Below are 24,092 nucleotides of genomic sequence, written 5' to 3'. Positions count from 1 at the left end.
GTAGATTTAATTTACTGAACGGACAAAAATTCCTGAATTCATGACCTTTTCCCGACGAAACCTACTCAAAACCCTCGCTTTAGCCCCTCTTGCCACCGCCCCTTCTTTAGCCCAAGCCTCCTCAGCTCCAAAGGAAAATACGCAATTCAAGTTTTCCCTGAACACCTCCACCATCCGTGGGCAAAAGCTCAGTCTCCCACAAATCATCGAGCTTGCAGCACGGGCCGGATACGATGGCTTCGAACCCTGGATGATGGAAATCGAGGCCTATCTCGGCGAAGGAAAATCAGTAGCTTCTCTGAAAAAGCTGGCTTCTGATGCCGGATTGGAATTTTTTGACTGCATCGGCTTTCCCACTTGGATGGCTCAGGATGCGGAGAAAAGCAAAGCAGGATTTGCGCAGATGGAAAAGGAAATGGGGATTTTGGCAGAATTGGGCTGTCCTCGGGTGGCTGCACCGGCTATTGGCTCGGAGGCTCCTCTGGACCTGATGCAGGCTGGAGAAAAGTATAAGCGATTGCTTGATTTGGGAAGGAAGACGGGGGTCATGCCTCAGCTGGAATTTTGGGGTGCTTTTCCCTCCTTCCATCATTTGGGCCAAGCTCTTATGGTCGCGGCTGTGGCAGACGACAAGGATGCCAAGATTCTTGCGGATGTCTATCACCTCTTTCGGGGAGGTTCAGGCTTTGAGGGGATGAAACTATTGGACGGACAGGCCATCGATATTTTCCACATGAACGATGTACCTGCCGATATTCCCCGATTGGAGCAGCAGGACAAAGACCGGGTAATGCCCGGAGATGGTGCCGCCCCCATGCAGGAACTCGCCCATACGCTAAAATCCAAAGGAGGAGAGATTATCCTTTCTCTGGAACTCTTCAACCCCACCTACTATGCCATGGATGCCAGAGTAGTAGTGAAGGAAGGATTGGAGAAGATGAAGCGGTTTTTCTAAGGATTCAACTCTTGAGGTTTCAAAAAACCTCAAGGGTTTTTATTTTTCCCCTTTTTTCATCTGACACTTTCTGCCAACTCACCGAAAAAGACTTCCAATTTTCAATTCATCCCATATCTTTAGGGAGAAGTTTTTGATTTTCTTTTTTCAATGGCGCTATTCCAAAGTTCTGTTCTCAAAAAATACCTCGCCGCTCAGGCCAATCAACCCATTCAGGAGGCCCTAGCCGCCTATTTGACCTATTTTCACAATCCCCGAATCCGGGAAAATATCCGTGCTGCCAAAGAGGAGCAGTTTCAGGAGGGTTTCCTTCGGGAATTGTTTGTCAAAATCCTAGGCTATACCATCAATCCCGAGCCGGACTTCAACCTGACCACCGAGCTTAAGAATATCAAGGATTCCAAAAAGACCGACGGAGCCATTCTCAAAGACGGCAATGCCCTTGCCGTGATCGAACTCAAAGGCACTGATACCAAGGACCTGGACAAAATCCGTGATCAGGCCTTCAATTACAAAAACAACCAACCCGACTGCGTCTATGTGATCACGAGCAACTTTGAAAAGCTGCGCTTCTACATCGACAATGCCGTGGACTATGTGGAGTTCAATATCCTTGGGATGGATAATGAGCAGTTTAAGCTGCTTTGGCTGCTGCTTCAAAAAGACAATCTCCTGCAGGGATTCCCCAAAAAGATCAAGGAGGAATCCCTGCTTGCCGAGGAGCAGATCACCAAGCAACTCTACAAGGATTACTCCTCCTTCAAGCAGGAACTCTGGCAGGACTTGGTGACCCAGAATCCCGAGCAAGACGAGCTACTTCTCTACAAGAAAAGCCAAAAGCTCCTCGACCGTTTTCTCTTTATCTTCTTTGCTGAGGACAAAGGGCTGCTACCACCCAACTCCATCATGGAGATCGTCAATCAATGGAAAAAGCTTGCGGAACTGGACGAGTACCGACCCATCTACGAGCGATTCAAAAAATACTTCGGCTACCTGAATACCGGAAGAGTCCAACCCGGCAAGGCCGAAATCCACGCTTACAATGGGGGACTTTTCGCCATCGATCCGGTGCTGGAGGAGCTGAAGATCTCGGATAGTGTCCTGGAAAAGCATGTCCGCAAGCTTACCGAGTACGACTTCGACACGGAAGTGGATACCAATATCCTCGGGCATATCTTCGAGCATTCCCTGAATGATATCGAAAATGTCCGTGCCCAACTCGCCGGGGAGACGGTGGACAAGTCCAAAACCAAGCGGAAGCGGGACGGAGTCTTCTACACCCCCAAGTACATCACCAAGTACATCGTGGACAATACCCTAGGCCGGCTTTGTACCGAGAAAAAAGCCGAACTCGAACTGGTGGACGAGGAATTCTCCAAATACCTCAGCTATAAAACCAAGGAAGCCGAGCGAAAGCGCAAGACCGAACTCAAGCAAAAGCTCGATACCTATCGCAACTGGCTCCTGCAACTCACCATCTGTGATCCGGCTTGCGGTTCCGGTGCATTTCTAAACCAAGTGCTGGAATTCCTCATCGCCGAGCATCGCTACGTGGACGAACTCGAAGCCCAACTCTTCGACTCTCCGCTGATCCTTCCCAACGTGGAAAACCATATCCTCGAAAACAACATCTTCGGAGTCGATATCAACGAGGAATCCGTCGAGATCGCCCGCCTCTCCCTATGGCTGCGCACGGCCAAGAAAGGCCGCAAACTCAGCAGTCTGAACTCCAATATCAAAGTAGGCAACTCCCTGATCGATGATCCTGAAGTAGCCGGAGACTTGGCCTTTAATTGGGAACAGGAATTCCCACAAGTCTTTGCCAAAGGAGGATTTGATGTGGTGGTGGGTAATCCGCCTTATGTGGTTTATTTGAAATCTACTGTAGGTGATAAAGTTCTTGATTTTTTGTTCAATAAATATAAGTATGCAGAATATAACCCTAATACATACGCATTATTCACTGACTTGGGAAAGAATTGTTTATTAAAGAAAAGTGGTGAATTAGGGTTTATTATTCCAAATAGTTGGTTAGAGGGACAGTATTTCTCTAAAATGAGAAATGATGTGTATGGGAATGGTGTTAAAGAAATAGCTTATTTGAAAAACTCTGTTTTTGCCGAGGTTGTCGAAACCGTTATTTTGTTTGTTAAAAATATCGATGAATCACCTGAATTTATTTTATTGACGACCGATGTAATAGATGAGAAAAAGCAATTAGTGAATTTTGAAAAATCAAAGTTCAAAAACGGTTATAATCCATTTGTTTCAAGAGAAGATCCTTTAACAGAGAAAATATATAAGAGTAATTTAAAATTCAAAGACGTTGCTATAGTTTATAGAGGATTAGAAACTAGAGATAATAAAATCTGGCTTTCTGAAAAAAGAGAATCCGATCTATATAAACCAATTTTATTGGGCAGAGACGTTAATCGCTATTTTTCTGAATTTAGTGGCACTTTTGTAAAGTTTATTAAAAGTGAAATGAAAAGTAATGCAAATGAGGATTTTTTTCAAAGACCAAAAATATTAATGAGAAGAACAGGGTCAAATATTATTGCAACGCTTGATCTTTCAAATTCATTTGCTCTAAAAAATTTATATTTAATTTTCCCAAAAAGTGAGGCATCGATTTATTCAATTTTGGCTCAATTAAATTCAAAATTATTTTCATTTCTTCATGAATCTAAAACGGGAGCAGAAAATAAAGCCTTCGCACAATTTCAAGGGGTTTATATTTTAGATTTTCCATATAAGGAATTTAGTTTTGATTTAAAGCCTTTTATAGATCAAATAATTTTAGCAACAGTTGAAAAAAGGAAAATCATTCAATCGTTTATTTCTCATTTAATTAGTAAAGATTTTTTCAAGGAACCATCCACCAAACTCCAAAACTGGCCTGACTTAGATTTCAAAGGATTTTTGGGAGAGTTAAAAAAGGCCAAGGTGCATTTGAGTTTGTCTGAAGAAGCCGAGTGGATGGCCTATTTTACGGAACAAAAAGCCAAGGCCCTCGCCCTCCAAGCCGACATTGACCGCATCGACCGAGAGATCGATGCCTTGGTCTATGAGTTGTATGGATTGACGGAGGAGGAGATTAGGATTGTGGAAGGGAATTAAAATTTTATGATATATAAAACTTATTTTGAAGATAGATCAAAGCTTGATAGCCTTAAGGAAACAGGAATGGGATATCAAATTGTCTCAGCCAAAGAGAGATATTCAGCAGAAAGGCGATTTTACATCATCTACAACAGCGAACTGATCATTAGTCTGGATTCAGACTTTGATATTTTCAAGTACCGAGCCTTCAAAATAAAGGGGTTGCAAATCACTTTGAATCAAGCTGAGCCATTTCGCATTGACACCAGTTCCATCAGTGTTTTCAGTAAGAAAGAGTCTCAGGATCTCCTGAATCTATATTCCAGAGAAAGTAGATCTACGTATCTCAGCAAGTCCATCAATAAAGGAAGGCAAACGGGAGGCCGCGGGGCTATTGACTCGCCTATGGAAGAGGCCTCAGGAAATGAGTTATTTACAAGATTATCAGCATTCGAAAACGATCGAAGAATTGACTTTGAAAATAGATGTCTCAAAAATGGGAGTTTTACGACGACCTATTCAGATTATAAAGTTTGTGTAAACTTCAATGATGACCCCGTGGACCGATATGCCTTGCCAAATGAGGAAGAAATCAAGCATGCCTTTATGATCCTACCCAAAAAAAGCGATAAATTACAGAGAGGGATAGTTCAACCCGCATTTGGGAAAAATGGAGGTGGAATTGAAGCCTATTTTGACCAAGGCACTTCTCAAAACACCTATCTAGCCAGAAAAGAGTATGGTTACTTATATTAGTCTTCCTGAAAAATTTGTAGCTGCCCTTGAAAAGCTTCCTGAAACAGGAATGGGGTATCAAGTCGTAAAAATAAAATTCAAAGATGGAAAAATCTTGGAAAAGGTCATGGTAATTAATTCTGACAGGATTAAACTCGATAAAAATATTGCTATTGATTTTAGCCAAATTTCAAAAATCGAATTAGATCATTGATTCCCCTTCTGAGTGTAGAATGTTCGTTTGACTAGCCGGAGTTTTCAACCCCTTCTGGGAGTAGAGCCTTTGTCTAAGCGTAGATTGCATCTACGCTTTTCTATCTTTAAGGAATTTGCAATTCCTCCAGTTTTCTTTCTTAGAAGCCACAAGTTCAAACCATCCCGTAGAGATGTCCTATGGGTAGAAAAAATTTGACACCCGGATTTATTCGACTCCGCTGCGGCGGGTCGGATTGATCTATAGACCTTTCTTTTCTACCGATATCAGACCCGTACCGGGTCAGTTCCTCTCTGTTTAAAATGATTGGGCTAAAGCCCGGAAACTAGGGTGCTTGATCCTTTGCCTCCGTCCCGAAAAAATCGGGACAGGAGGCAATTCAATTTTTCCCCATTTGAAGCAGGAGGCAATTCAATATTCCCCAGCAGAAGCATGAGGCAATTCAATTTTTCCCCATCTGAAGCAGGAGGCAATTCAATTTTTCCCCATCTGAAGCAGGAGGCAATTAAAAGCTATGGTACCTGTTTTTGAATTGGAATGTGGCTTTAGCCCATTCAAACCAGAGGATTTTTGTTTCATGGGGCTTTAGCCCAATTCTATCTTTGGATATTGATTCGTAGTCTTTCCCCTGCTGCAGACAGGTCAGGAGACCTGTCCGTCCTCCAGGCGGGCTTGAACCAGCTGAAGCAGGAGGCAATTCAATTTTTCCCCATCTGAAGCAGGAGGCAATTAAAAGCTATGGTACCTGTTTTTGAATTGGAATGTGGCTTTAGCCCATTCAAACCAGAGGATTTTTGTTTCATGGGGCTTTAGCCCAATTCTTTCTTTAGATATTGCTTCGTAGTCGTTTCCCCTTCTGGGAGTAGAATGTTAGTCTTGGACTAGGCGGAGTCCCGACTGCTGTACGGGAGCATCTACGCTTTTATATTTTTCTGGAATTTGCAATTCCATTTTCCTAAAGCTTACTGAATGATTGGGCTAAAGCCCGGAAACTAGGGTGCTTGATCCTTTGCCTCCGTCCCGAAAAAATCGGGACAGGAGGCAATTCAATTTTTCCCCAGCTGAAGCATGAGGCAATTCAATTTTTCCCCATCTGAAGCAGGAGGCAATTCAAATGTAGGGTGCCTCTATTTTGAATTGGAATGTGGCTTTAGCCCATTCAAACCAGAGGATTTTTGTGTTATGGGGCTTTAGCCCAATTCTATCTTTGGATATTGATTCGTAGTCTTTCCCCTGCTGCAGACAGGTCAGGAGACCTGTCCGTCCTCCAGGCGGGCTTGAACCAGCTGAAGTTTCATGGGGCTTTAGCCCAATTCTATCTTTGGATATTGATTCGTAGTCTTTCCCCTGCTGCAGACAGGTCAGGAGACCTGTCCGTCCTCCAGGCGGGCTTGAACCAGTTGGAGCATGAGGCAATTCAATTTTTCCCCATCTGAAGCAGGAGGCAATTAAAAGCTATGGTACCTGTTTTTGAATTGGAATGTGGCTTTAGCCCATTCAAACCAGAGGATTTTTGTTTCATGGGGCTTTAGCCCAATTCTATCTTTGGATATTGATTCGTAGTCTTTCCCCTTCTGGGAGTAGAATGTTAGTCTTGGACTAAGCGGAGTCCCGACTGCTGTACGGGAGCATCTACGCTTTTATATTTTTCTGGAATTTGCAATTCCATTTTCCTAAAGCTTACTGAATGATTGGGCTAAAGCCCGGAAACTAGGGTGCTTGATCCTTTGCCTCCGTCCCGAAAAAATCGGGACAGGAGGCAATTCAATTTTCCCCATCTGAAGCAGGAGGCAATTCAAATGTAGGGTGCCTCTATTTTGAATTGGAATGTGGCTTTAGCCCATTCAAACCAGAGGATTTTTGTTTCATGGGGCTTTAGCCCAATTCTATCTTTGGATATTGCTTCGTAGTCGTTTCTCCTTTCTGCCTCGTTGGCAGACAGGCTCGCAATGAGGGGAGGGGGTACTTCACAAGTACCCTTACCCACTTCCGAAGTACCCCTGTTTGCCTTTTTTCTCAACTAGTTCGCCTCGGAGAGAAACCTTTTCGGCAAGTCGGCGAACCGGTTCGCCTATTCGGTGAAAAAGTTCGGCAGTTCGGGAAACCGGTTTACCGTTTTGCTCGCTCTTTTCGAAGAATTGCTAAACTCTTTCGGCATTTGGGTGAGAAATTTCAGCAAATCGGGCAGCGTGTTCGTCTTTTAGATGAAAAGTTTGGATTCGGAGGCGAAGCGGTTTTCTTTTTTTCCAAGAAAAGGGAGTAAACTTCCCGGGGAGTTTGCTTGTGTAGGGAGGTATCTTGTCTTGTGGGGCACTTGTGCCACAAAAAAGCCGGACGCTTTCGCATCCGGCCCATGTGTTAAGTGTAATCTGGCAATTTTTCTTTTACTCAGGGAGTTGGAGGAGTTCTTCTTCCCTGTCCCTCAAATCGTTTTCGCAGGTCCTCGTAGATGGCTTTGGCATCCGGGACATTCATCTTGGCGGCCTGCTTCACCGAATTGTAATAGCTCAGAGCGCTGATATAGGCCTCCGAACCGGCAAGCATGGTCGTATCGCTGAGGGTATCCTCAATCTGCGTACAGAGTCTCAGCAGGGGCAGCAGGCCACTGACGGCCTCCCAATCCTTCTCAAATTCCTCCCTCGGGACAAACGGGGGCATAAATTGGGGATTGCTGACTGCATACTCCGATACTTTCCCCACGAAGGGTTCCGTGCCATCACTCATCTTCGGAATGGTCTTCCGCTGCTCAGGAGTGAGGGCGACTACATAGGGTGCCAAAATACTTTGCACCTGTTCCAGCGCTGCTTTTGCAGCTGCCAAATCGGCCGCTGGGATTTGGATTGAGATTTTGTTCTCCATAAAAATTGAGGTTTTTGTGAAAGAATAGAACGATACAGTAATAAACTGTAGTAAAATTTAGGTAGTGGGAATTAATAAAACAAGAGTTTAGTAGTAAATTTTTAGGGAAGGAAAATTGAGCGTAAAACGTTGAGCGTGTGGGGATAACCTTGTACGGCTTGGTGGGTGTAACATGGAGGTCCAAGCCCGCCTGCATCGGGCAGGCCCGCCTGCTGTAGACAGGTCAGGAGACCTGTCCGTCCTCCAGGCGGGCTTGAACCAATTGGGCTAAAGCCCATAAAATTGTTTTCTCATTATTTCAGCCTCCAGCTGAAGCAGGAGGCAATACAAGTCAAATAAAATTGGCATTTGAATAGGAATGCGGCTTTAGCCCATTCCCTTCTTAGGTTTTGATTCCAATGGGGCTTTAGCCAAAAAAACTCGTTTTTGTTGGGTCCAGGCGGGCCTGCCCGACGCAGGCGGGCTTGAACCAAGGCCTTTCTAAAACGAACTTTACAACTTTTCAACCTTCCCACTTTCCAACTTCACTAATCTTCAAATTTTTAATTCCCCTTCACCCAAACAAATCCGAGCTCAGGTAGCGATCTCCCCGGTCACAGGTGATGCAGACGATCAGGCCTTCTTCAAGCTCTTTGGACAACTCCATGGCCGCATGTAGGGCCCCCCCACTGCTCATGCCGGCAAGAATACCCTCTTCCTTGGCCATGCGTCGGGTCATTTGGGTAGCCTGTTCTTGGGACACATCGATCACCCGATCTACCCGTTCTTTTTCAAAAATGGCAGGCAAAAATTCCGGTGACCAGCGTCGGATGCCCGGGATACTTGATCCATCGGTGGGTTGAGTCCCTACGATTTGAATAGCCGGATTCATTTCTTTCAGGTAGCGGGACACACCCATGATGGTTCCCGTAGTCCCCATGGCAGATACAAAATGAGTGACTTTTCCCTGAGTATCTCTCCAGATTTCAGGTCCGGTGGTCTTGTAGTGGGCTAGGTAATTATCCGGATTGCCAAACTGATTGAGCATAAAATAGCCCTCCTCATCCCGCATTTGCTCGGCAAGCGTCCGCGAATACTCGATGGTCTTTGCAGCCGGAGTCAAGATGACTTTCGCACCATAGGCTTCCATGGACAGGACTCGCTCCCGGGTGGAATTATCCGGCATAATCAGAGTCATATCCAGTCCCAAAACTTTGGCGACCATGGCAAGGGCTATCCCTGTATTTCCGCTGGTAGCCTCGACGAGTTTATCTCCTGTTTTAATTTCCCCTCGATCCAAAGCCGACTGCAGCATATTGTAGGCTGCCCGGTCTTTCACACTTCCTCCGGGATTTTGTCCTTCCATCTTGCAGAGGATTTTCACCTTGGAATGGGTAGGAACATGCTCCAATTGGATGAGAGGGGTATTTCCGATTAGTTCAAAGAGTCGCATCGATGTCATTTTTGAATACGTACCGGTCAGTCACCAAGCCATCTTCATGATGGATTTGAGTTTGGTAATAGACTTTGGAATGAGCAGGGACAGATTTGGTCAGCCATACATTGCCACCAATCACCGAGTTTTTGCCGATGACCGTGTTTCCACCCAAAATGGTAGCCCCAGCATAAATAACCACTCCATCCTCGATAGTAGGGTGTCTTTTGGTATCTGCATCGGCCTTGTCCACACTCAAGGCTCCTAGGGTAACTCCTTGATAGATTTTTACGTGATTTCCAATTTGTGTCGTCTCTCCAATCACCACTCCTGTACCGTGGTCGATACAGAAATACTGACCGATCGTAGCCCCAGGATGGATATCAATCCCCGTCCGGCTATGGGCAATCTCAGTGATCATTCGTGGAATCAACTTGATTCCCAGTTCATGCAAAAGATGCGCAATCCGATAAGCCGCTATGGCATAAAACCCGGGATAGCTGCGCAAAATTTCTGTTTTGGATTTAGCCGCGGGGTCTCCTTCAAACATCGCATCCACATCCTGATGGACCCAATCGAATACTTGCTCCAACTGGTTGAAAAAATCCTTCGCCAAAACAGATCCAATTCCTGAGTGAAGATGCTGATTTCTCGAAAGAATTGCCCCTAATTGCTCTCTGAGCAAAATCAAGCGAGCGGAAACCTCTTCCTCAGATTTGACTTTTTGCAGGGCGTATTCAGGAAAAAGCAAACCCAATAATTCCTCAAAAAAGGACTGGATCACCTGAGGAGATGGACAATCCGAACAGGATTGGTGGGTTTTAAAGATTTTGGAAACGAGAGAGTTCATCGGTTTGAGGTGCAGTAGCTATAGCACAAAACCCACTCGAATCACATAAGGTTCGGCATAGTAGGAATTTTGGTTGTCATGGAGGACATTGTACAAAAAGGTAAAATTAGCTCCTCCCCTTCTCCCAAACGGCGCAAAGTACCCTCCTCCAATAAACAACGCATCTGTCCATACTCTTCGAAAAGCCTGTTCGGCTATGCTATAAGTCTCCCAGTTGATACTTTCATATTCGACGTGGGTAAAAATATTCGGAAGTACGTTGTATCGTCCGAAAACCCGCCCTCCATAAGAGGACCCATTGGCTCCCTGAAAGCGATTGTCATCATAATACTGGTAGGTAATCCCCGCACCTGCAGAGAGTCTCGGAGTTATCATCACCCCAGCCAAAGGAGAAACGTCGATAAAGGTTACCGTCCCGAATTGAAGGCCAAGATTCCCTCCAAAAAACAGCCTATCCTTCAGGCGGGTGGAATCCCCATAAATCTCCCGCTGGGCAAAAGCATCCAGTTGAATAAAGGCAAAGCCTAGAAGAAAAATTGCAAAAACTTTAATTTTCCACGATGACATAGATATCCTCCGTTTGTTTTTTCATGAAGTACTTTTCCCTTGCAAACTTCTCCAGAAGCTCCGGATTGCTCATCAATTCTTCCCGTTCTGCTTTGACTTGGGCTTTTTTCTCCAGATAAAACTCCTTTTGATCTTCCAAGTCCCATAACTTTTTGCTCAGTCGAAATTGATTGATCAGATTATTGGAGTCGATAAAAATCATCCAAAAGAGGAAAAAAGAAGTCGCCAGGACATAAAAATTGCTGCTGTATTTGAGGATCTTCTTCATGGGATCAATTTGCTAGGTCAAGGTACAAAAATGATGCAAAAAAAGAGGCAATCCGATTGGACTGCCTCTTAAGTGTTTTATTGATGATGGAATTTTACTTCAATCGTCCTTTAAAAACTGCAGAATCACCCAATTGCTCCTCGATTCTCAACAATTGGTTGTATTTGGCCATACGGTCAGAACGGGAAGCAGAACCAGTCTTGATCTGTCCACAATTGGTCGCTACCGCCAAGTCAGCGATAGTAGAATCTTCAGTTTCACCCGAACGGTGAGACATCACTGCAGTGAAACCAGCCTTATGAGCCAAGTTCACAGCATTCAAAGTCTCAGTCAAGGTTCCGATTTGGTTTACCTTGACTAGGATGGAGTTGGCAGACTTCTCTTCGATACCTCTTTTCAAAAACTTCACATTAGTCACGAAAAGATCATCACCTACCAGCTGCACACGATCACCGATTTTGGCAGTCAGCATGGCCCAACCAGCCCAATCTTCTTCAGCGCAACCATCTTCGATAGAATCGATAGGATACTTTTCGGTCAACTCAGCTAAGTAAGCCACTTGCTCTTCTCTGGAGCGAACTTTTCCATTGGGACCTTCAAACTTGGAGTAATCGTATTTCCCGTCTTTGTAGAATTCGGAAGAAGCACAGTCCAAGGCAATAGTCACATCGTCGCCGGGCTTATATCCAGCCTTAGAAATCGCATCCAAGATACAGGCCAAAGCCTCTTCAGTACCTCCGGAGAAGTTGGGAGCAAATCCTCCCTCATCCCCTACCGCAGTGCTGAGGTTTTTGTCATGAAGGATTTTTTTCAAATTGTGGAAAATCTCAGCGCCCATACGGATGGCTTCAGAGAAGCTTGGTGCACCTACCGGACGAACCATGAATTCCTGAAAAGCAATCGGAGCATCCGAGTGAGAACCTCCATTGATAATGTTCAACATGGGAACAGGAAGGGTATTGGCATTGACACCACCAATGTACCGGTAAAGCGGCTGTCCCGCTTCCATTGCAGCTGCTTTGGCCACAGCGAGAGAAACGCCTAGGATGGCATTTGCTCCTAGTTTGCTTTTGGTAGGAGTTCCATCCAAATCAATCATGATTTGGTCGATAAGATTTTGCTCAAATACATCCATCCCCACCAATTCCGGAGCGATGATATCGTTGACATTGGAAACGGCCTTGAGAACTCCCTTTCCAAGGTATTTGCTTTTGTCTCCGTCTCGAAGCTCTACTGCTTCATTGACGCCTGTAGAAGCCCCACTAGGGACTGCTGCGCGCCCAAAAGCACCATTTTCGGTAAATACATCTACTTCTACAGTTGGATTACCTCTGGAATCGAGGATTTGTCTTGCATGAATTGATTGAATCAACGTCATAGTTTTAAAAGGTTTATGAAAATTAGTTTTGGTTGATGAGGGCTATAAAATCATCGAATAAGTATCGGGAATCATGAGGTCCCGGGGAGGATTCTGGGTGGTATTGCACCGAGAAAGCCGGTTTATTTTTCAGACGGATTCCTGCTACGGTTTGGTCATTCAGATGCACATGGGTGATTTCCACTTCCGGATTTTGCTCAGCATCCTCTCTTACGATATTAAAGCCATGGTTTTGGGAGGTGATTTCACTTTTCCCGGTCATGAGGTTTTTGATCGGATGATTGAGTCCACGGTGGCCATGGTGCATTTTGTAAGTTTTGATACCTACTGCCTCTGCGAGAAGCTGATGACCCAAGCAAATCCCAAAAACGGGTTTGCCTGTACCCAAAATTTCTTTTACTGTATCTACTGCATATTCCATTACAGCGGGATCCCCCGGTCCGTTGGATAAGAAGTACGCATCTGGATTCCATTTTTGGATTTCTTCCAGTTTTTCTTTGGCAGGGAAAACCTTACAATAGACTCCTCTTGAGGCAAGGTTTCGTAGGATGTTCTTTTTGATCCCAAAATCCAAACAAGCTACTTTGATGGGAGCATTTTCATCCCCATAGAAGTAGGGCTCCTGAGTACAGACAGTGGAGGAGAGTTCCAGACCATTCATGTCAGGCACTTTTTCCAGCTCTATCTTCAGACCTTCCAAATTGCCCTCGTACTCCGAACTGATGATCGCATTCATGGCGCCTTTTGAGCGGAGGTGACGGACAAGCTTTCGAGTATCGATATCAGCTATTCCCGTGATGCCATAGCGGACCAAATAATCCTGAAGTGATCCGGATGCATCTAACCTTGAATAGACTTCAGAAAAACTATTGACTACAATTCCTGCTACGCAGGGATGATCTGACTCGATCTCTTCGGCATGCACTCCATAGTTTCCAATATGAGAGGTGGTAGTGACCACGATCTGACCGGTGTAAGAGGGATCCGTGTAGATTTCCTGATAGCCGGTCATTCCGGTATTGAAGCAAATTTCACCGCCATTTGTGCCGGGGTTACCGATGAGAGTACCATGAAAGGCCGTGCCATCGGCCAGAAGAAGTGTAGCTTTTTGTTTGTTCATTTTGCTTGAGATTGCCCAAAGTTAACCATTTCTTGGGAAGGAGGGTATGGGATTAGGGTATAAAAAAAGGATTGAACGAGAGTCCAATCCTTTGTTATGTGAAAGTAAACTTTCAATTTATTTTTCTTCAGTTTCGCCTTCAACAGGAGCTTCAGGAGCACTAGGCTCTTCAGTTTTTGCTTCTGCAACAGGAGCGGCTGGAGCTGCATCTGTAGCTTTGCTTCCGCTGCTTCTTCTGGATCGACGGGTAGTCTTCTTAGCTGGCTTGGCATCCTTGAGCATCAATTCGTTGAAATCAACTAGCTCGATGATACACATTTCAGCATTGTCACCCAATCTGAAACCAGTTTTGATAATGCGGGTATATCCGCCTGGACGAGTACCTACTTTTTCGATTACTTCTCCAAAGAGCGCTTTGATCGCTTCTTTGCTTTTCAGATAAGAGAAAGCAATACGTCTGTTGTGGGTAGTATCTTCTTTAGCTCTGGTCACCAGAGGCTCAACATACTTCTTCAATTCTTTAGCCTTGGCAAGCGTGGTGGAGATACGCTTGTGAAGAATGAGGGAAGTTGCCATGTTGGAAAGCATTGCCTTCCTGTGAGCGGACGTCCTACCAAGGTGGTTAATTTTCTTTCCGTGTCTCATTTTATTTATTCTTCATCAAGTTTGTACTTAGAAATATCCATCCCGAAGGTGAGTCCTTTCTCTTGGATCAATTGCTCCAATTCAGCAAGGGATTTTTTACCGAAGTTTCTGAATTTCATCATGTCTGAAATCTCCAACTTGGCAAGGTCTCCCAAAGTCTTCACATCAGCAGCTTTGAGGCAGTTGAATGCTCTGACAGAAAGGTCAAGGTCGCTGAGAGAGGTCTTCAACAGCTTACGCATGTGAAGGAACTCTTCATCGATTGGCTCTGGCTCGGCGATACCGGTAGAATCCAAGACCATAGTTTGGTCTGAGAATAGCATGAAGTGCTGAATCAAAATCTTAGCTGATTCCTGAAGTGCTTTTTCTGGATGGATAGATCCATCGGTAGTCACTTCCAAGATCAGTTTTTCGAAGTCAGTCTTTTGTTCTACTCGGGTATTTTCTACGCTGTACTTTACATTTTTGATAGGAGTAAAGATGGCGTCGATTGCAATTTGACCGAAAACCTGCTCCTTGGGTTTGGATTCTTCAGCTGGCAGATACCCTCTTCCTTTTTCAACAGTAAGTTCAATTTCGAATACTTTGGACTCGTCGATGTGACAGATGACCAGTTCGGGATTGAGTACTTCGAAAGAAGAAGTGAATTTAGCAATGTCCCCTGCGGTGAAAACAGACTGATTCTTGATCTCCACAGTGATTTTGCCGTCAAAAGCCTCATGGACTTTCTTGAATCTCACCTGCTTGAGGTTCAAAATGATATCAGTAACGTCTTCTACTACACCCTCGATAGTGGAAAATTCGTGAACCACACCCGGGATTTTTACGGTAGTGATCGCGTATCCTTCCAAAGAAGAAAGTAAGATTCTTCTTAGGGCGTTACCGATGGTAACTCCATAGCCTTTTTCAAGTGGTTTGAAGGTGAAAAGACCGTGAAAGTCATCTGCTTTCTCCATCACCACTTTTTCAGGCATTTGAAATGCTAGTATGGACATATATTTAGTTCTGTTTTTAGCTGAAAATAGTAAATTATTACTTAGAGTAAAGTTCGACAATGAGCTGCTCCTTGATATTCTCAGGAATATCATCACGGCCAGGCACACTTACAAACTTACCTGAAAGGGAAGCATTGTCCCACTCCAGCCAAGGATATCTGTTGGCGCCTTTTCCTGCCAAACTGCTGGTAATTGCCTCCAAAGACTTGGAACGCTCCCTTACAGAAACAACGTCACCAGGCTTTAGGGTATAAGAAGGGATGTTTACCACTTCTCCATTTACAAGGATGTGCTTGTGACCTACCAATTGTCTTGCTCCTCTTCTAGTTGGGGAAATACCCAATCTGTACACGGTGTTATCCAAACGAGCCTCCAATAGTTGAAGCAAGTTTTCACCGGTGATACCTGATTTTCTGGAAGCGATATCAAACATTTTGGCGAATTGTCTTTCCAATACTCCGTAGATGTATTTTGCTTTTTGCTTTTCGGCAAGCTGGATTGCATATTCAGACTGCTTCTTTCTTCTTCCTCTTCCGTGCTGACCGGGAGGGTAGTTTTTCTTCTGAAGCGCTTTGCTATGCCCTTCAATAGGCTCTCCAAATTTTCTGGAGATTTTTGCTTTAGGACCTGTATATCTAGCCATTCTGTTACCTTTTTAAAATTAAACTCTTCTACGCTTTGGTGGACGACAACCGTTGTGCGGAAGTGGAGTAACGTCTACGATGGTAGTCACATCCAATCCTACGTTTTGCAAGGTTCTGATCGCGGATTCACGACCTGCGCCTGGACCTTTCACGAATACTTCGATCTTTCTCAAACCTAGATCGTAAGCAACCTGACCGCAGTTTTGAGCGGCCATCTGTGCAGCATAAGGAGTATTTTTCTTAGAACCTCTGAAACCCATTTTACCGGCAGAAGCCCATGAGATCACTTGACCTGCATTGTTGGTAATAGAGATAATGATATTGTTGAAGGAAGCCTTGATGTGAGCCTGTCCTACAGCTTCTACCTTTACTACTCTCTTTTTACCTTTTGATTTATCGTTTCTTTTCTGAGCCATAATCTAAATCAGGTTTTATTTGGTTGCCTTCTTCTTGTTAGCAACAGTCTTTCTTTTACCCTTCCTTGTTCTGGCGTTGTTTTTGGTACCCTGACCACGCACTGGAAGTCCTTTTCTGTGTCTCAAACCTCTGTAGCAACCGATATCCATCAATCGCTTGATGTTCAATTGAACCTCTGACTTCAGAGCACCTTCAGTTCTGTATTCCTCGGCGATGATATTTCGGATCGCAGTAGACTCATCGTCGTTCCACTCACCTGCTTTTTTGTCAAAAGAAATACCGGCCTTGCTTAAGATCGCACGGGCAGAGCTTCTGCCGATTCCGAAGATATAGGTAAGCCCAATCTCGCCGCGCTTATTGTCTGGTATGTCTACACCTGCAATTCTAGCCATGATTAACCTTGTCTTTGTTTATACTTAGGATTTTTTTTGTTGATGACGTAAAGCTTTCCTTTTCTGCGGATCACCTTGCAGTCAGCACTTCTCTTTTTAATAGATGCCTTTACTTTCATAGGATTGTTATTTTACATTTTTGCCGCTACTGTTCGGAAAACCTTAACCTGAATTGGATTTGGTCTGATTTTCCCGATTTTGCTCAGGCTATTTGTATCGATATACTATTCTGCCTTTTGTCAAATCATAGGGAGAAAGCTCCAACTTGACCTTATCTCCGGGAAGAATTTTGATGTAATTCATCCGCATTTTGCCGGAAATATGGGCGATCAGTTGGTGTCCATTCTCCAGTTCCACTTTAAACATCGCGTTGGACAACGCTTCCGTAATGGTACCGTCTTGCTCTATTGATGTCTGTTTGGCCATATTAGAATTTAAAGATCTCCTCTATGTATTTGTGGGTTGTTAAAACCTCTGTTTTATCTTCAACTATTGCGACAGTGTGTTCGTAATGTGCAGAAGGCTTCCTGTCTGCCGTACGAATCGTCCATCCATCTCGCTCTTGCACAATATATCGTGTACCGAGGTTGATCATGGGCTCAATCGCAATCACCATTCCCTGTTTCAATAAGGGACCGCTACCTTTTTTGCCGTAGTTGGGTACTTCCGGAGCTTCATGGAGCTTTTTGCCTAAACCGTGTCCGACCAATTCCCGAACAACAGTGTAACCTTTGGCTTCCACAAACTTTTGAATCGCAAAACCGATGTCACCTATTCGATTACCGGCTTTGGCTGCTTCAATACCCTGATACAAAGAATCTCGGGTGGCTTTTAATAAATCCAGAACAGCAGGGGAAACTTCACCGATAGGGTATGTATAAGCGGAATCGCTATGAAAACCTTGGTGAAAGACTCCACAATCTACTGAGATTATATCGCCATCTTTCAATTCATAATCACTAGGAAATCCATGGACAACTACTTCGTTCACGGAAATGCAAAGTGAAGACGGAAACCCGTTGTAGCCCTTAAAAGAAGGAACTCCTCCGTGATCCCTGATAAACTCTTCGGCAATTTGGTCAAGAAAAGAGGTCTTTACCCCTTCTTTGATATACTTGGCGACCTCTCCGTGAGCTCTTCCAAGAATATCTGCACTTTGTTTTATTCTAGCAACCTCTTCTGAGGTTTTGTAATGAATCATTTTATGCTACTTGGTAATTTGAAGCACTGTTCTTCATATTACCGCTTTTCATCATCCCTTCGTAATGTCTCATCAGAAGGTAACTCTCAATCTGACGGAGCGTATCCATAATCACACCCACCATGATCAACAGAGAAGTCCCACCATAAAACTGAGCGAATTCACCACCAACACCCGCAACAATTGCCAAAGCAGGAAGGATAGCTACTACTGATAATAGGATAGACCCAGGAAGTGTAATCTTGGAAATGATCCCGTCAATAAACTCAGCAGTTGGCGCACCTGGCTTAATTCCTGGTACAAAACCTCCATTTCTCTTCATATCTTCAGCAATCTGCTCAGGATTTACAGTAATAGCGGTATAGAAGAAAGTGAAGATGATAATCAATGCAGCAAACAACAAATTGTATTGCCAGGAAGTGATGTCACTGAAAGTAGTCCCAATGTAGTTGGCAATATCACTTTCCCCAGCCCAAATCTGTGCTACCAAGGCAGGCACAAACATCAAAGACTGAGCAAAGATGATAGGCATAACTCCGGAGGCATTCACTTTGATCGGAATATACTGACGCTGACCACCGTATACTTTTCCTCCTACAACTTGCTTGGCGTATTGAACTGGAATTCTTCTCGTAGCTTCTGTCAAGGCAACTACCGCCAGCACTACAAAGAACAATACTCCTGCCTCAATCAAAAGAAGTAATAAACCTCCTGACCCTTTCTCCACAACTTCCGCGATGATTGCTCCAGGAAAACGTGAAATAATCCCGATCATGATTAACATGGAAATACCGTTGCCGATTCCCTTTTCGGTAATCTTTTCACCCAGCCACATACAGAACATGGTTCCAGCTGAAAGCAAAACCAAAGAACTGAACATGAAAAGAGACGTACTGACCATCACTGCGCCAGTAGGAAGAATTGTAGCAGTAACGTAACCAATCCCCTGGGCCACTGTGATGGCTATAGTCAGAACTCGGGTAATCTGATTGATTCGCTTTCTACCAGATTCCCCTTCCTTCTGCATCTTTTGGAAATAGGGTACTCCGACAGTCAACAGCTGCAGCACAATGGAAGCAGAGATATATGGCATAATTCCCAAACCGAAGATGGAGGCATTACTGAAGGCCCCTCCAAGGAAAGTGTCTATCAAACCGAAAATCCCTTCAGGAGCACCACCTAATTTACTTGGGTCCACTCCGGGAAGAACGATGAAAGACCCCAATCGGAAAATGATGAGAAATCCAATCGTGTTTAGGATACGAACTCTCAAATCCTCGATCGAGAAAATGTTTTTAACCGTCGAAATAAACTTTTTCATTTACTTAAATCTTGTTTACAGTACCACCTAGCTTCTCAATAGCTTCAACGGCTGAAGCAGAGAATTGGTGTGCAGTCACGTCTAATTTGGCTTTCAATTCTCCACCTCCCAATACTTTGATTTTATCATTTTTGGAAGCGATCCCATGGGCGACCAAAGCTTCCATATCGATACCAGTCAGGTTGTATTGTTCGGCAAGGATTTGCAAGGTATCCAAATTCACGGGCTTGTACTCAACCCTATTAAAAGATTTAAAGCCAAATTTTGGCACCCGTCTTTGAAGAGGCATCTGACCACCTTCAAAACCGATTTTTTTCTTGTATCCAGATCTTGACTTCGCGCCTTTATGACCTCTTGTAGAAGTACCACCTCGACCAGAACCGGTACCACGACCAATTCTTTTTCTGTTTTTGGTAGATCCTTCAGCCGGAGTTAATGTATTCAGTTTCATAATTAAGCTTCCTCCACTTTTACCAGGTGATTCACTTTATTTACCATTCCTGCAATCTGGGGTGTATTTTCCACGATTACAGATTTGCTGATACGACCCAGACCCAAAGCTAGAACAGTTGCCTTTTGATCTTTTGGTCTTTTGATCGTACTCTTGACCTGTGTGATTTTAATCTTTGCCATGATGATTATCCGTTAAAGACTTTAGCCATTTTGATCCCTCTTTGTTGAGATACTGCAATCGCATCTCTTAGCTGGACTAAAGCATCAATGGTTGCTTTTACCACGTTATGAGGATTAGATGATCCTTTGGATTTAGCCAAAACGTCAGTCACGCCGGCTGATTCCAATACTGCACGCATCGCACCACCGGCGATTACACCAGTACCGGCTGCTGCAGGTTTGATCAACACAAAACCTCCACCGAATTTTCCGATTTGCTCATGAGGGATAGTGCCCTTCAACACGGGTACTTTGACCAGGTTTTTCTTAGCATCCTCAATACCTTTGGTAATAGCATCAGTTACTTCATTGGCTTTACCCAATCCGTAACCTACTACTCCCTGGCCATCACCTACCACCACAATCGCTGAGAAGGAGAATCTTCTACCCCCTTTTACCACTTTGGCTACTCGGTTGATAGCTACTACTTTCTCTTTTAATTCTGTATCTGTAGCCCTAATGGGTTTTCTTCTTACTTGGGACATAACGATTAAAATTTAAGGCCTCCTTCTCTGGCACCTTCCGCCAAAGCTTTTACATTACCATGATACAGGTAGCCGTTTCTGTCAAAAACAACGGTAGAAATTCCGTTGGCAACAGCTCTTTCGGCCAGCTTTTTACCCACTTCTTTGGATACTTCCAGCTTGGTATTTGCTTTTGCACCTAACTCCTTTGAAGAAGCCTGGGCCAAAGTACGACCCTGAAGGTCATCCACCAGCTGAGCATAAATGCCTGTATTGCTTTTGAATACGGACAAACGAGGTCTGGAATCAGTACCGGAGATTTTTCTACGGATACCCTGCTTGATTCTAAGTCTTCTGGAATTCTTATTAAATGCCATAACCTATTATTTTTTACCGGCAGTTTTACCAGCCTTACGTCTAACATTTTCACCAACGAAGCGCACACCTTTGCCCTTGTAAGGCTCTACCTTTCTCAAGGATTTGATTTTGGCTGCTACCTGACCAATCAATTCTTTGTCAATTCCTTCCAGTGAAATAACTGGGTTTTTACCTTTAGGGGTCTCGGTCTTAAGCGATATCTCCTGAGGCAAAGCCATGAAAATACTGTGAGAATAACCCAAGCTAAGCTCAAGAACTTGACCTTGATTGGATGCCTTGTAACCTACACCGACAAGTTCCAAATCTTTTTTGTACCCTTCAGATACACCGATCACCATATTGTTGAGCAGTGCGCGATAGAGTCCATGCATAGATTTGTGTCTTTTGGAGTCAGTAGGTCTGGTCAGGACAATTTCTCGTCCCTCCACTTTCACCTGAATATCAGGATTTACATCCTGAGTCAGTGTACCCTTTGGACCTTTAACAGTGACAGTTCCATGAGCTGACACGTCTACAGTAACACCGCTGGGTAGATTTATTGGTTTTTTACCTATTCTAGACATGATAGTTAATTAATATACGTAGCAAAGTACTTCGCCACCGATTCCTTCGGTACGGGCTTCTTTGTCTGTCATTACCCCTTTGGAGGTAGAAATGATCGCGATGCCCAAGCCGTTGATTACCCTTGGCAATTCATCGTGCTTGGCATATTTTCTAAGGCCTGGAGTACTCACGCGCTCCAAGCTTACAATTGCATTCTGCTTGGTAGAAGGATTGTATTTAAGGGCAATTTTGATTGTCCCCTGCGGACCATTCTGCTCAAACTTATAGTTTTGAATGTATCCTTTGTCATGCAATACTTTGGTAATCTCCTTCTTGATATTAGAAGCAGGTATCTCCACGATTCTGTGAGAAGCTTTGATTGCGTTTCTCAATCGGGTCAGATAATCGGCTATTGGATCAGTCATAATAATTTTAGTCTAGCACCACCCAAATTGGGCGTGCAAAGTTACGAATTGATTTTTAGAATAAAAACTACTGTCGTTTTATTTACCAGCTAGACTTTGTCAGACCAGGAATCTTACCTGCAGCTGCCATTTCCCTGAAGGTAACCCTGTTGATACCGAACTTTCTCATGTATCCTTTAGGACGGCCGGTCAGCTTACATCTGTTGTGAAGTCTTACCGGAGAGGCGTTCTTTGGTAATTTGTCAAGGGCCTCGTAGTCACCGGCTGCTTTCAGCTCAGCTCTTTTCTTGGCATACTTGGCTACCAGTCTTTCTCTTTTTCTCTCACGAGCTTTGATGGACTCTTTTGCCATGATTATTCTTGGTTTTTATTTACGAAAGGCATACCGAAAGCTTTCAACATTGCAAAAGCCTCTTCATCTGTATTTGCAGTAGTCACGAAGGTGATGTCCATTCCGGAGATTCTGTTCACCTTTTCGATGGAGATCTCTGGGAAAATGATCTGTTCGGTAACACCTAGGGTGTAATTACCTCTCCCGTCAAATCCTTTATCAGACACCCCTTTGAAATCTCTTACTCGGGGTAGAGCTACAGTCATCAGACGATCCAGAAATTCATACATTCTTTCTCCTCTCAGGGTGACTTTAGCGCCGATCGGCATTCCTTCTCTCAATTTGAAGTTAGAGACAGCAATTTTTGCTTTGGTAGAAACAGCCTTTTGACCAGTAATCAAAGACAACTCTTCTACGCCCTGATCTGCCAATTTTTTGTCGGCTACCGCTGCACCTATACCCTTATTGAGTACAATCTTGGTGAGCTTAGGAACTTGCATCACAGAAGTATACTGGAATTTTTCTTTCAAAGCCGGAACGATATCGTTCAGGTACTTTTCTTTCATTCTTGGATTAGCCATTGATCACCTCCCCGGTTTTCTTTGAATATCTGACAAGTTTACCGTTTTCGTTGAGCTTGCGACCTGTACGGGTAGCTTCACCAGTTTTAGGATCTACAAGCATCAAGTTGCTGATATGAAGTGCAGCTTCTTTCTTTTCGATACCTCCTTGAGGCTTGGCCGCAGTTGGCTTCACGTGCTTGGTGATCATATTGATTCCCTCTACGATTGCCTTACTTTTCTGGGTGTCTACGGAAAGCACTTTACCGGTTTTTCCTTTGTCATCTCCGGCGATCACTTTTACAGTATCTCCGGTTTTGATGTGCAGCTTGGGCTGCTTATTGAATTTTCTTTCCATGATTACAATACTTCAGGGGCCAAGGAAACAATCTTCATGAACTGCTTTTCTCTGAGCTCACGGGCAACCGGTCCGAAGATACGGGTACCTCTAGGCTCGTCGTTGTTGTTCAACAACACAGCTGCATTGTCTTCGAATCTGATATAGGAACCATCCTTTCTGCGGATTTCTTTTTTGGTTCTTACAATCACCGCTTTGGAAACGGTACCTTTTTTCATGTTGCTGGAAGATAGGGCTGACTTTACAGTCACGACTACTTTATCACCGATAGAAGCATATCGCTTTTTAGTTCCTCCCAATACGCGGATGACCAATACCTCTTTGGCACCGGAGTTGTCCGCCACACTTAGTCTGGATTCTTGCTGTATCATGATTACTTAGCCCTTTCAATAATTTCAACTAATCTCCAACGCTTGTTCTTACTCAGCGGACGAGTTTCGCTTATTCTCACGGTGTCACCTGGGTTACACTCGTTGTTCTCGTCATGAGCCATAAATTTGGTAGTCTTAGCAACAAACTTGCCGTAGATGGGATGTTTTACCATTCGCTCTACAGCTACAGTAATGGACTTATCCATGTTGTTGCTTACGACTTTACCAATTCTTTCTTTTCGAAGATTTCTCTCAATCGTAGCCATTTTCTTTTCTGTTAGCTAGTTATTTGGAGGCCAATGCAGTCTGCAATCTTGCGATCAAACGCTTGGTCTCGCGGATTCTGTTAGGATTTTCAATGGGAGAAATCGAATGGGCAAATTTCAATTTGCTTAGATTCTCCTGCTCAGCGACTATTCGCTCGGCGATTTCACTTGCTGCAAGTGATCTGATTTCAGTGTTTTTCATAATTCCTGATTATTCAGCGTAGTCTCTTCTTACCACAAATCTTGTACTTACGGGTAGCTTCTGCTGCGCAAGTCTCAATGCTTCCTGAGCGGTCTCCAGGCTGACGCCTGTAGCTTCGAAAAGGATCGTTCCCGGCTTGATAACGGCCACCCAGTATTCTGGAGCCCCCTTACCTTTACCCATACGAACCTCAGCGGGCTTTTTGGTGATCGGCTTGTCAGGGAAAATCCTGATCCAAACCTGACCTTCTCTCTTCATCGCTCGGGTCATGGCAATACGTGCTGCCTCGATCTGGCGTGAAGTAATCCATCCTGGCTCCAGGGATTTGATGCCAAAGTTGCCAAAAGAAAGCTCATGCCCTCTTTGTGCAATGCCTTTGACACGGCCCTTTTGCATTTTCCTATATTTAGTTCTTTTTGGCTGTAACATGATTTCTCACTTAGAA

The 24,092-nt window shown here is 44.2% G+C and carries 33 protein-coding genes; 4 read left to right on the top strand and 29 right to left on the bottom strand.

Annotated features, from left to right (window positions below):
* Positions 1-40: 40 nt before the first annotated feature.
* The 4 genes from AAA943_RS04510 (at position 41) to AAA943_RS04495 (ending at position 5,006) form a co-directional block, all read left to right on the top strand.
* Complete coding sequence (locus tag AAA943_RS04510; protein ID WP_338223036.1) at positions 41-955, top strand: sugar phosphate isomerase/epimerase family protein; 915 nt, start codon at positions 41-43, stop codon at positions 953-955.
* A gap of 150 nt (positions 956-1,105) precedes the next feature.
* Positions 1,106-4,075: an Eco57I restriction-modification methylase domain-containing protein gene (locus tag AAA943_RS04505; protein WP_338223035.1), complete on the top strand. Its 2,970-nt coding sequence runs from the start codon at positions 1,106-1,108 to the stop codon at positions 4,073-4,075.
* 6 nt (positions 4,076-4,081) lie between these two features.
* Positions 4,082-4,813, top strand: a complete 732-nt coding sequence (locus AAA943_RS04500; RefSeq protein WP_338223034.1) for a hypothetical protein — start codon at positions 4,082-4,084, stop codon at positions 4,811-4,813.
* Positions 4,797-5,006: a hypothetical protein gene (locus tag AAA943_RS04495; protein ID WP_338223033.1), complete on the top strand. Its 210-nt coding sequence runs from the start codon at positions 4,797-4,799 to the stop codon at positions 5,004-5,006. Before AAA943_RS04500 ends, AAA943_RS04495 begins: the two co-directional genes overlap by 17 nt.
* A gap of 2,388 nt (positions 5,007-7,394) precedes the next feature.
* On the opposite strand, the gene AAA943_RS04490 is transcribed toward AAA943_RS04495, so the two are convergent.
* From AAA943_RS04490 to rplP, 29 genes are all read right to left on the bottom strand, one after another.
* The gene (locus AAA943_RS04490; protein ID WP_338220967.1) at positions 7,395-7,865 is read right to left on the bottom strand and encodes a hypothetical protein; all 471 of its coding nucleotides are present in this window, start codon (positions 7,863-7,865) and stop codon (positions 7,395-7,397) included.
* A gap of 553 nt (positions 7,866-8,418) precedes the next feature.
* Positions 8,419-9,297, bottom strand: coding sequence for a cysteine synthase CysM (cysM, locus tag AAA943_RS04485; RefSeq protein WP_338223032.1), 879 nt, complete (start codon positions 9,295-9,297; stop codon positions 8,419-8,421).
* On the bottom strand, positions 9,284-10,129 hold the full coding sequence (epsC, locus tag AAA943_RS04480) for a serine O-acetyltransferase EpsC (RefSeq protein ID WP_338223031.1): 846 nt from the start codon (positions 10,127-10,129) through the stop codon (positions 9,284-9,286). The genes cysM and epsC overlap by 14 nt, the downstream gene beginning before the upstream one ends.
* An 18-nt stretch (positions 10,130-10,147) precedes the next feature.
* Positions 10,148-10,696, bottom strand: coding sequence for a hypothetical protein (locus AAA943_RS04475; protein WP_338223030.1), 549 nt, complete (start codon positions 10,694-10,696; stop codon positions 10,148-10,150).
* Positions 10,677-10,964, bottom strand: coding sequence for an FtsB family cell division protein (locus tag AAA943_RS04470; RefSeq protein ID WP_338223029.1), 288 nt, complete (start codon positions 10,962-10,964; stop codon positions 10,677-10,679). The genes AAA943_RS04475 and AAA943_RS04470 overlap by 20 nt, the downstream gene beginning before the upstream one ends.
* 94 nt (positions 10,965-11,058) lie before the next feature.
* Entirely contained in the window at positions 11,059-12,342 is a 1,284-nt protein-coding gene (gene eno, locus AAA943_RS04465; RefSeq protein ID WP_338223028.1) for a phosphopyruvate hydratase, read from the bottom strand.
* Between the two features lie 22 nt (positions 12,343-12,364).
* Positions 12,365-13,462 (bottom strand): glutamine-hydrolyzing carbamoyl-phosphate synthase small subunit, encoded by a 1,098-nt coding sequence (gene carA / locus AAA943_RS04460; protein ID WP_338223027.1) that lies wholly within the window; start codon positions 13,460-13,462, stop codon positions 12,365-12,367.
* A 117-nt stretch (positions 13,463-13,579) separates the two neighbouring features.
* On the bottom strand, positions 13,580-14,107 hold the full coding sequence (gene rplQ, locus AAA943_RS04455; protein WP_338220975.1) for a 50S ribosomal protein L17: 528 nt from the start codon (positions 14,105-14,107) through the stop codon (positions 13,580-13,582).
* Between the two features lie 5 nt (positions 14,108-14,112).
* Positions 14,113-15,102: a DNA-directed RNA polymerase subunit alpha gene (locus tag AAA943_RS04450; RefSeq protein WP_338223026.1), complete on the bottom strand. Its 990-nt coding sequence runs from the start codon at positions 15,100-15,102 to the stop codon at positions 14,113-14,115.
* 37 nt (positions 15,103-15,139) lie between these two features.
* Positions 15,140-15,745 carry a 30S ribosomal protein S4 gene (gene rpsD / locus AAA943_RS04445; RefSeq protein ID WP_338220977.1) on the bottom strand — a complete coding sequence of 202 codons (606 nt, stop codon included), beginning with the start codon at positions 15,743-15,745 and terminating at the stop codon, positions 15,140-15,142.
* Between the two features lie 18 nt (positions 15,746-15,763).
* A complete protein-coding gene (gene rpsK / locus AAA943_RS04440) occupies positions 15,764-16,162 on the bottom strand; it encodes a 30S ribosomal protein S11 (RefSeq protein WP_338220978.1) in 399 nt (132 codons plus the stop codon).
* 15 nt (positions 16,163-16,177) lie between these two features.
* Entirely contained in the window at positions 16,178-16,555 is a 378-nt protein-coding gene (gene rpsM, locus AAA943_RS04435; protein ID WP_338220979.1) for a 30S ribosomal protein S13, read from the bottom strand.
* Positions 16,556-16,557: 2 nt separating this feature from the next.
* Complete coding sequence (gene rpmJ, locus AAA943_RS04430; RefSeq protein ID WP_013927415.1) at positions 16,558-16,674, bottom strand: 50S ribosomal protein L36; 117 nt, start codon at positions 16,672-16,674, stop codon at positions 16,558-16,560.
* Between the two features lie 88 nt (positions 16,675-16,762).
* Positions 16,763-16,981, bottom strand: coding sequence for a translation initiation factor IF-1 (gene infA / locus AAA943_RS04425; protein WP_077346329.1), 219 nt, complete (start codon positions 16,979-16,981; stop codon positions 16,763-16,765).
* A 1-nt stretch (position 16,982) separates the two neighbouring features.
* The gene (gene map / locus AAA943_RS04420) at positions 16,983-17,756 is read right to left on the bottom strand and encodes a type I methionyl aminopeptidase (protein WP_338223025.1); all 774 of its coding nucleotides are present in this window, start codon (positions 17,754-17,756) and stop codon (positions 16,983-16,985) included.
* A gap of 1 nt (position 17,757) precedes the next feature.
* On the bottom strand, positions 17,758-19,077 hold the full coding sequence (gene secY / locus AAA943_RS04415; protein ID WP_338223024.1) for a preprotein translocase subunit SecY: 1,320 nt from the start codon (positions 19,075-19,077) through the stop codon (positions 17,758-17,760).
* Positions 19,078-19,081: 4 nt separating this feature from the next.
* Positions 19,082-19,528, bottom strand: coding sequence for a 50S ribosomal protein L15 (rplO, locus tag AAA943_RS04410; protein WP_338223023.1), 447 nt, complete (start codon positions 19,526-19,528; stop codon positions 19,082-19,084).
* Between the two features lie 2 nt (positions 19,529-19,530).
* Complete coding sequence (gene rpmD / locus AAA943_RS04405) at positions 19,531-19,710, bottom strand: 50S ribosomal protein L30 (RefSeq protein ID WP_338223022.1); 180 nt, start codon at positions 19,708-19,710, stop codon at positions 19,531-19,533.
* Between the two features lie 5 nt (positions 19,711-19,715).
* A complete protein-coding gene (gene rpsE, locus AAA943_RS04400; RefSeq protein WP_338223021.1) occupies positions 19,716-20,234 on the bottom strand; it encodes a 30S ribosomal protein S5 in 519 nt (172 codons plus the stop codon).
* A gap of 5 nt (positions 20,235-20,239) precedes the next feature.
* On the bottom strand, positions 20,240-20,590 hold the full coding sequence (gene rplR / locus AAA943_RS04395; protein ID WP_338223020.1) for a 50S ribosomal protein L18: 351 nt from the start codon (positions 20,588-20,590) through the stop codon (positions 20,240-20,242).
* Between the two features lie 6 nt (positions 20,591-20,596).
* The gene (rplF, locus tag AAA943_RS04390; RefSeq protein WP_338223019.1) at positions 20,597-21,154 is read right to left on the bottom strand and encodes a 50S ribosomal protein L6; all 558 of its coding nucleotides are present in this window, start codon (positions 21,152-21,154) and stop codon (positions 20,597-20,599) included.
* Positions 21,155-21,163: 9 nt separating this feature from the next.
* Positions 21,164-21,559, bottom strand: a complete 396-nt coding sequence (gene rpsH, locus AAA943_RS04385) for a 30S ribosomal protein S8 (protein ID WP_338220986.1) — start codon at positions 21,557-21,559, stop codon at positions 21,164-21,166.
* Between the two features lie 82 nt (positions 21,560-21,641).
* Entirely contained in the window at positions 21,642-21,911 is a 270-nt protein-coding gene (gene rpsN, locus AAA943_RS04380; protein WP_026953276.1) for a 30S ribosomal protein S14, read from the bottom strand.
* A gap of 2 nt (positions 21,912-21,913) precedes the next feature.
* A complete protein-coding gene (gene rplE, locus AAA943_RS04375; protein ID WP_338223018.1) occupies positions 21,914-22,471 on the bottom strand; it encodes a 50S ribosomal protein L5 in 558 nt (185 codons plus the stop codon).
* On the bottom strand, positions 22,464-22,808 hold the full coding sequence (rplX, locus tag AAA943_RS04370; RefSeq protein WP_338223017.1) for a 50S ribosomal protein L24: 345 nt from the start codon (positions 22,806-22,808) through the stop codon (positions 22,464-22,466). The genes rplE and rplX overlap by 8 nt, the downstream gene beginning before the upstream one ends.
* 2 nt (positions 22,809-22,810) lie before the next feature.
* Positions 22,811-23,179, bottom strand: coding sequence for a 50S ribosomal protein L14 (gene rplN, locus AAA943_RS04365; protein WP_026953273.1), 369 nt, complete (start codon positions 23,177-23,179; stop codon positions 22,811-22,813).
* A 2-nt stretch (positions 23,180-23,181) separates the two neighbouring features.
* The gene (gene rpsQ / locus AAA943_RS04360; RefSeq protein ID WP_338220989.1) at positions 23,182-23,445 is read right to left on the bottom strand and encodes a 30S ribosomal protein S17; all 264 of its coding nucleotides are present in this window, start codon (positions 23,443-23,445) and stop codon (positions 23,182-23,184) included.
* A gap of 19 nt (positions 23,446-23,464) precedes the next feature.
* Positions 23,465-23,647 (bottom strand): 50S ribosomal protein L29, encoded by a 183-nt coding sequence (rpmC, locus tag AAA943_RS04355; RefSeq protein ID WP_338220990.1) that lies wholly within the window; start codon positions 23,645-23,647, stop codon positions 23,465-23,467.
* Positions 23,648-23,656: 9 nt separating this feature from the next.
* The gene (gene rplP, locus AAA943_RS04350; protein WP_338220991.1) at positions 23,657-24,076 is read right to left on the bottom strand and encodes a 50S ribosomal protein L16; all 420 of its coding nucleotides are present in this window, start codon (positions 24,074-24,076) and stop codon (positions 23,657-23,659) included.
* Positions 24,077-24,092 lie beyond the last annotated feature (16 nt).

This window comes from Algoriphagus confluentis, assembly GCF_036245625.1.
GTDB classification, from domain to species: domain Bacteria; phylum Bacteroidota; class Bacteroidia; order Cytophagales; family Cyclobacteriaceae; genus Algoriphagus; species Algoriphagus confluentis.
This window is presented reverse-complemented; position numbering and strand designations above follow the sequence as displayed.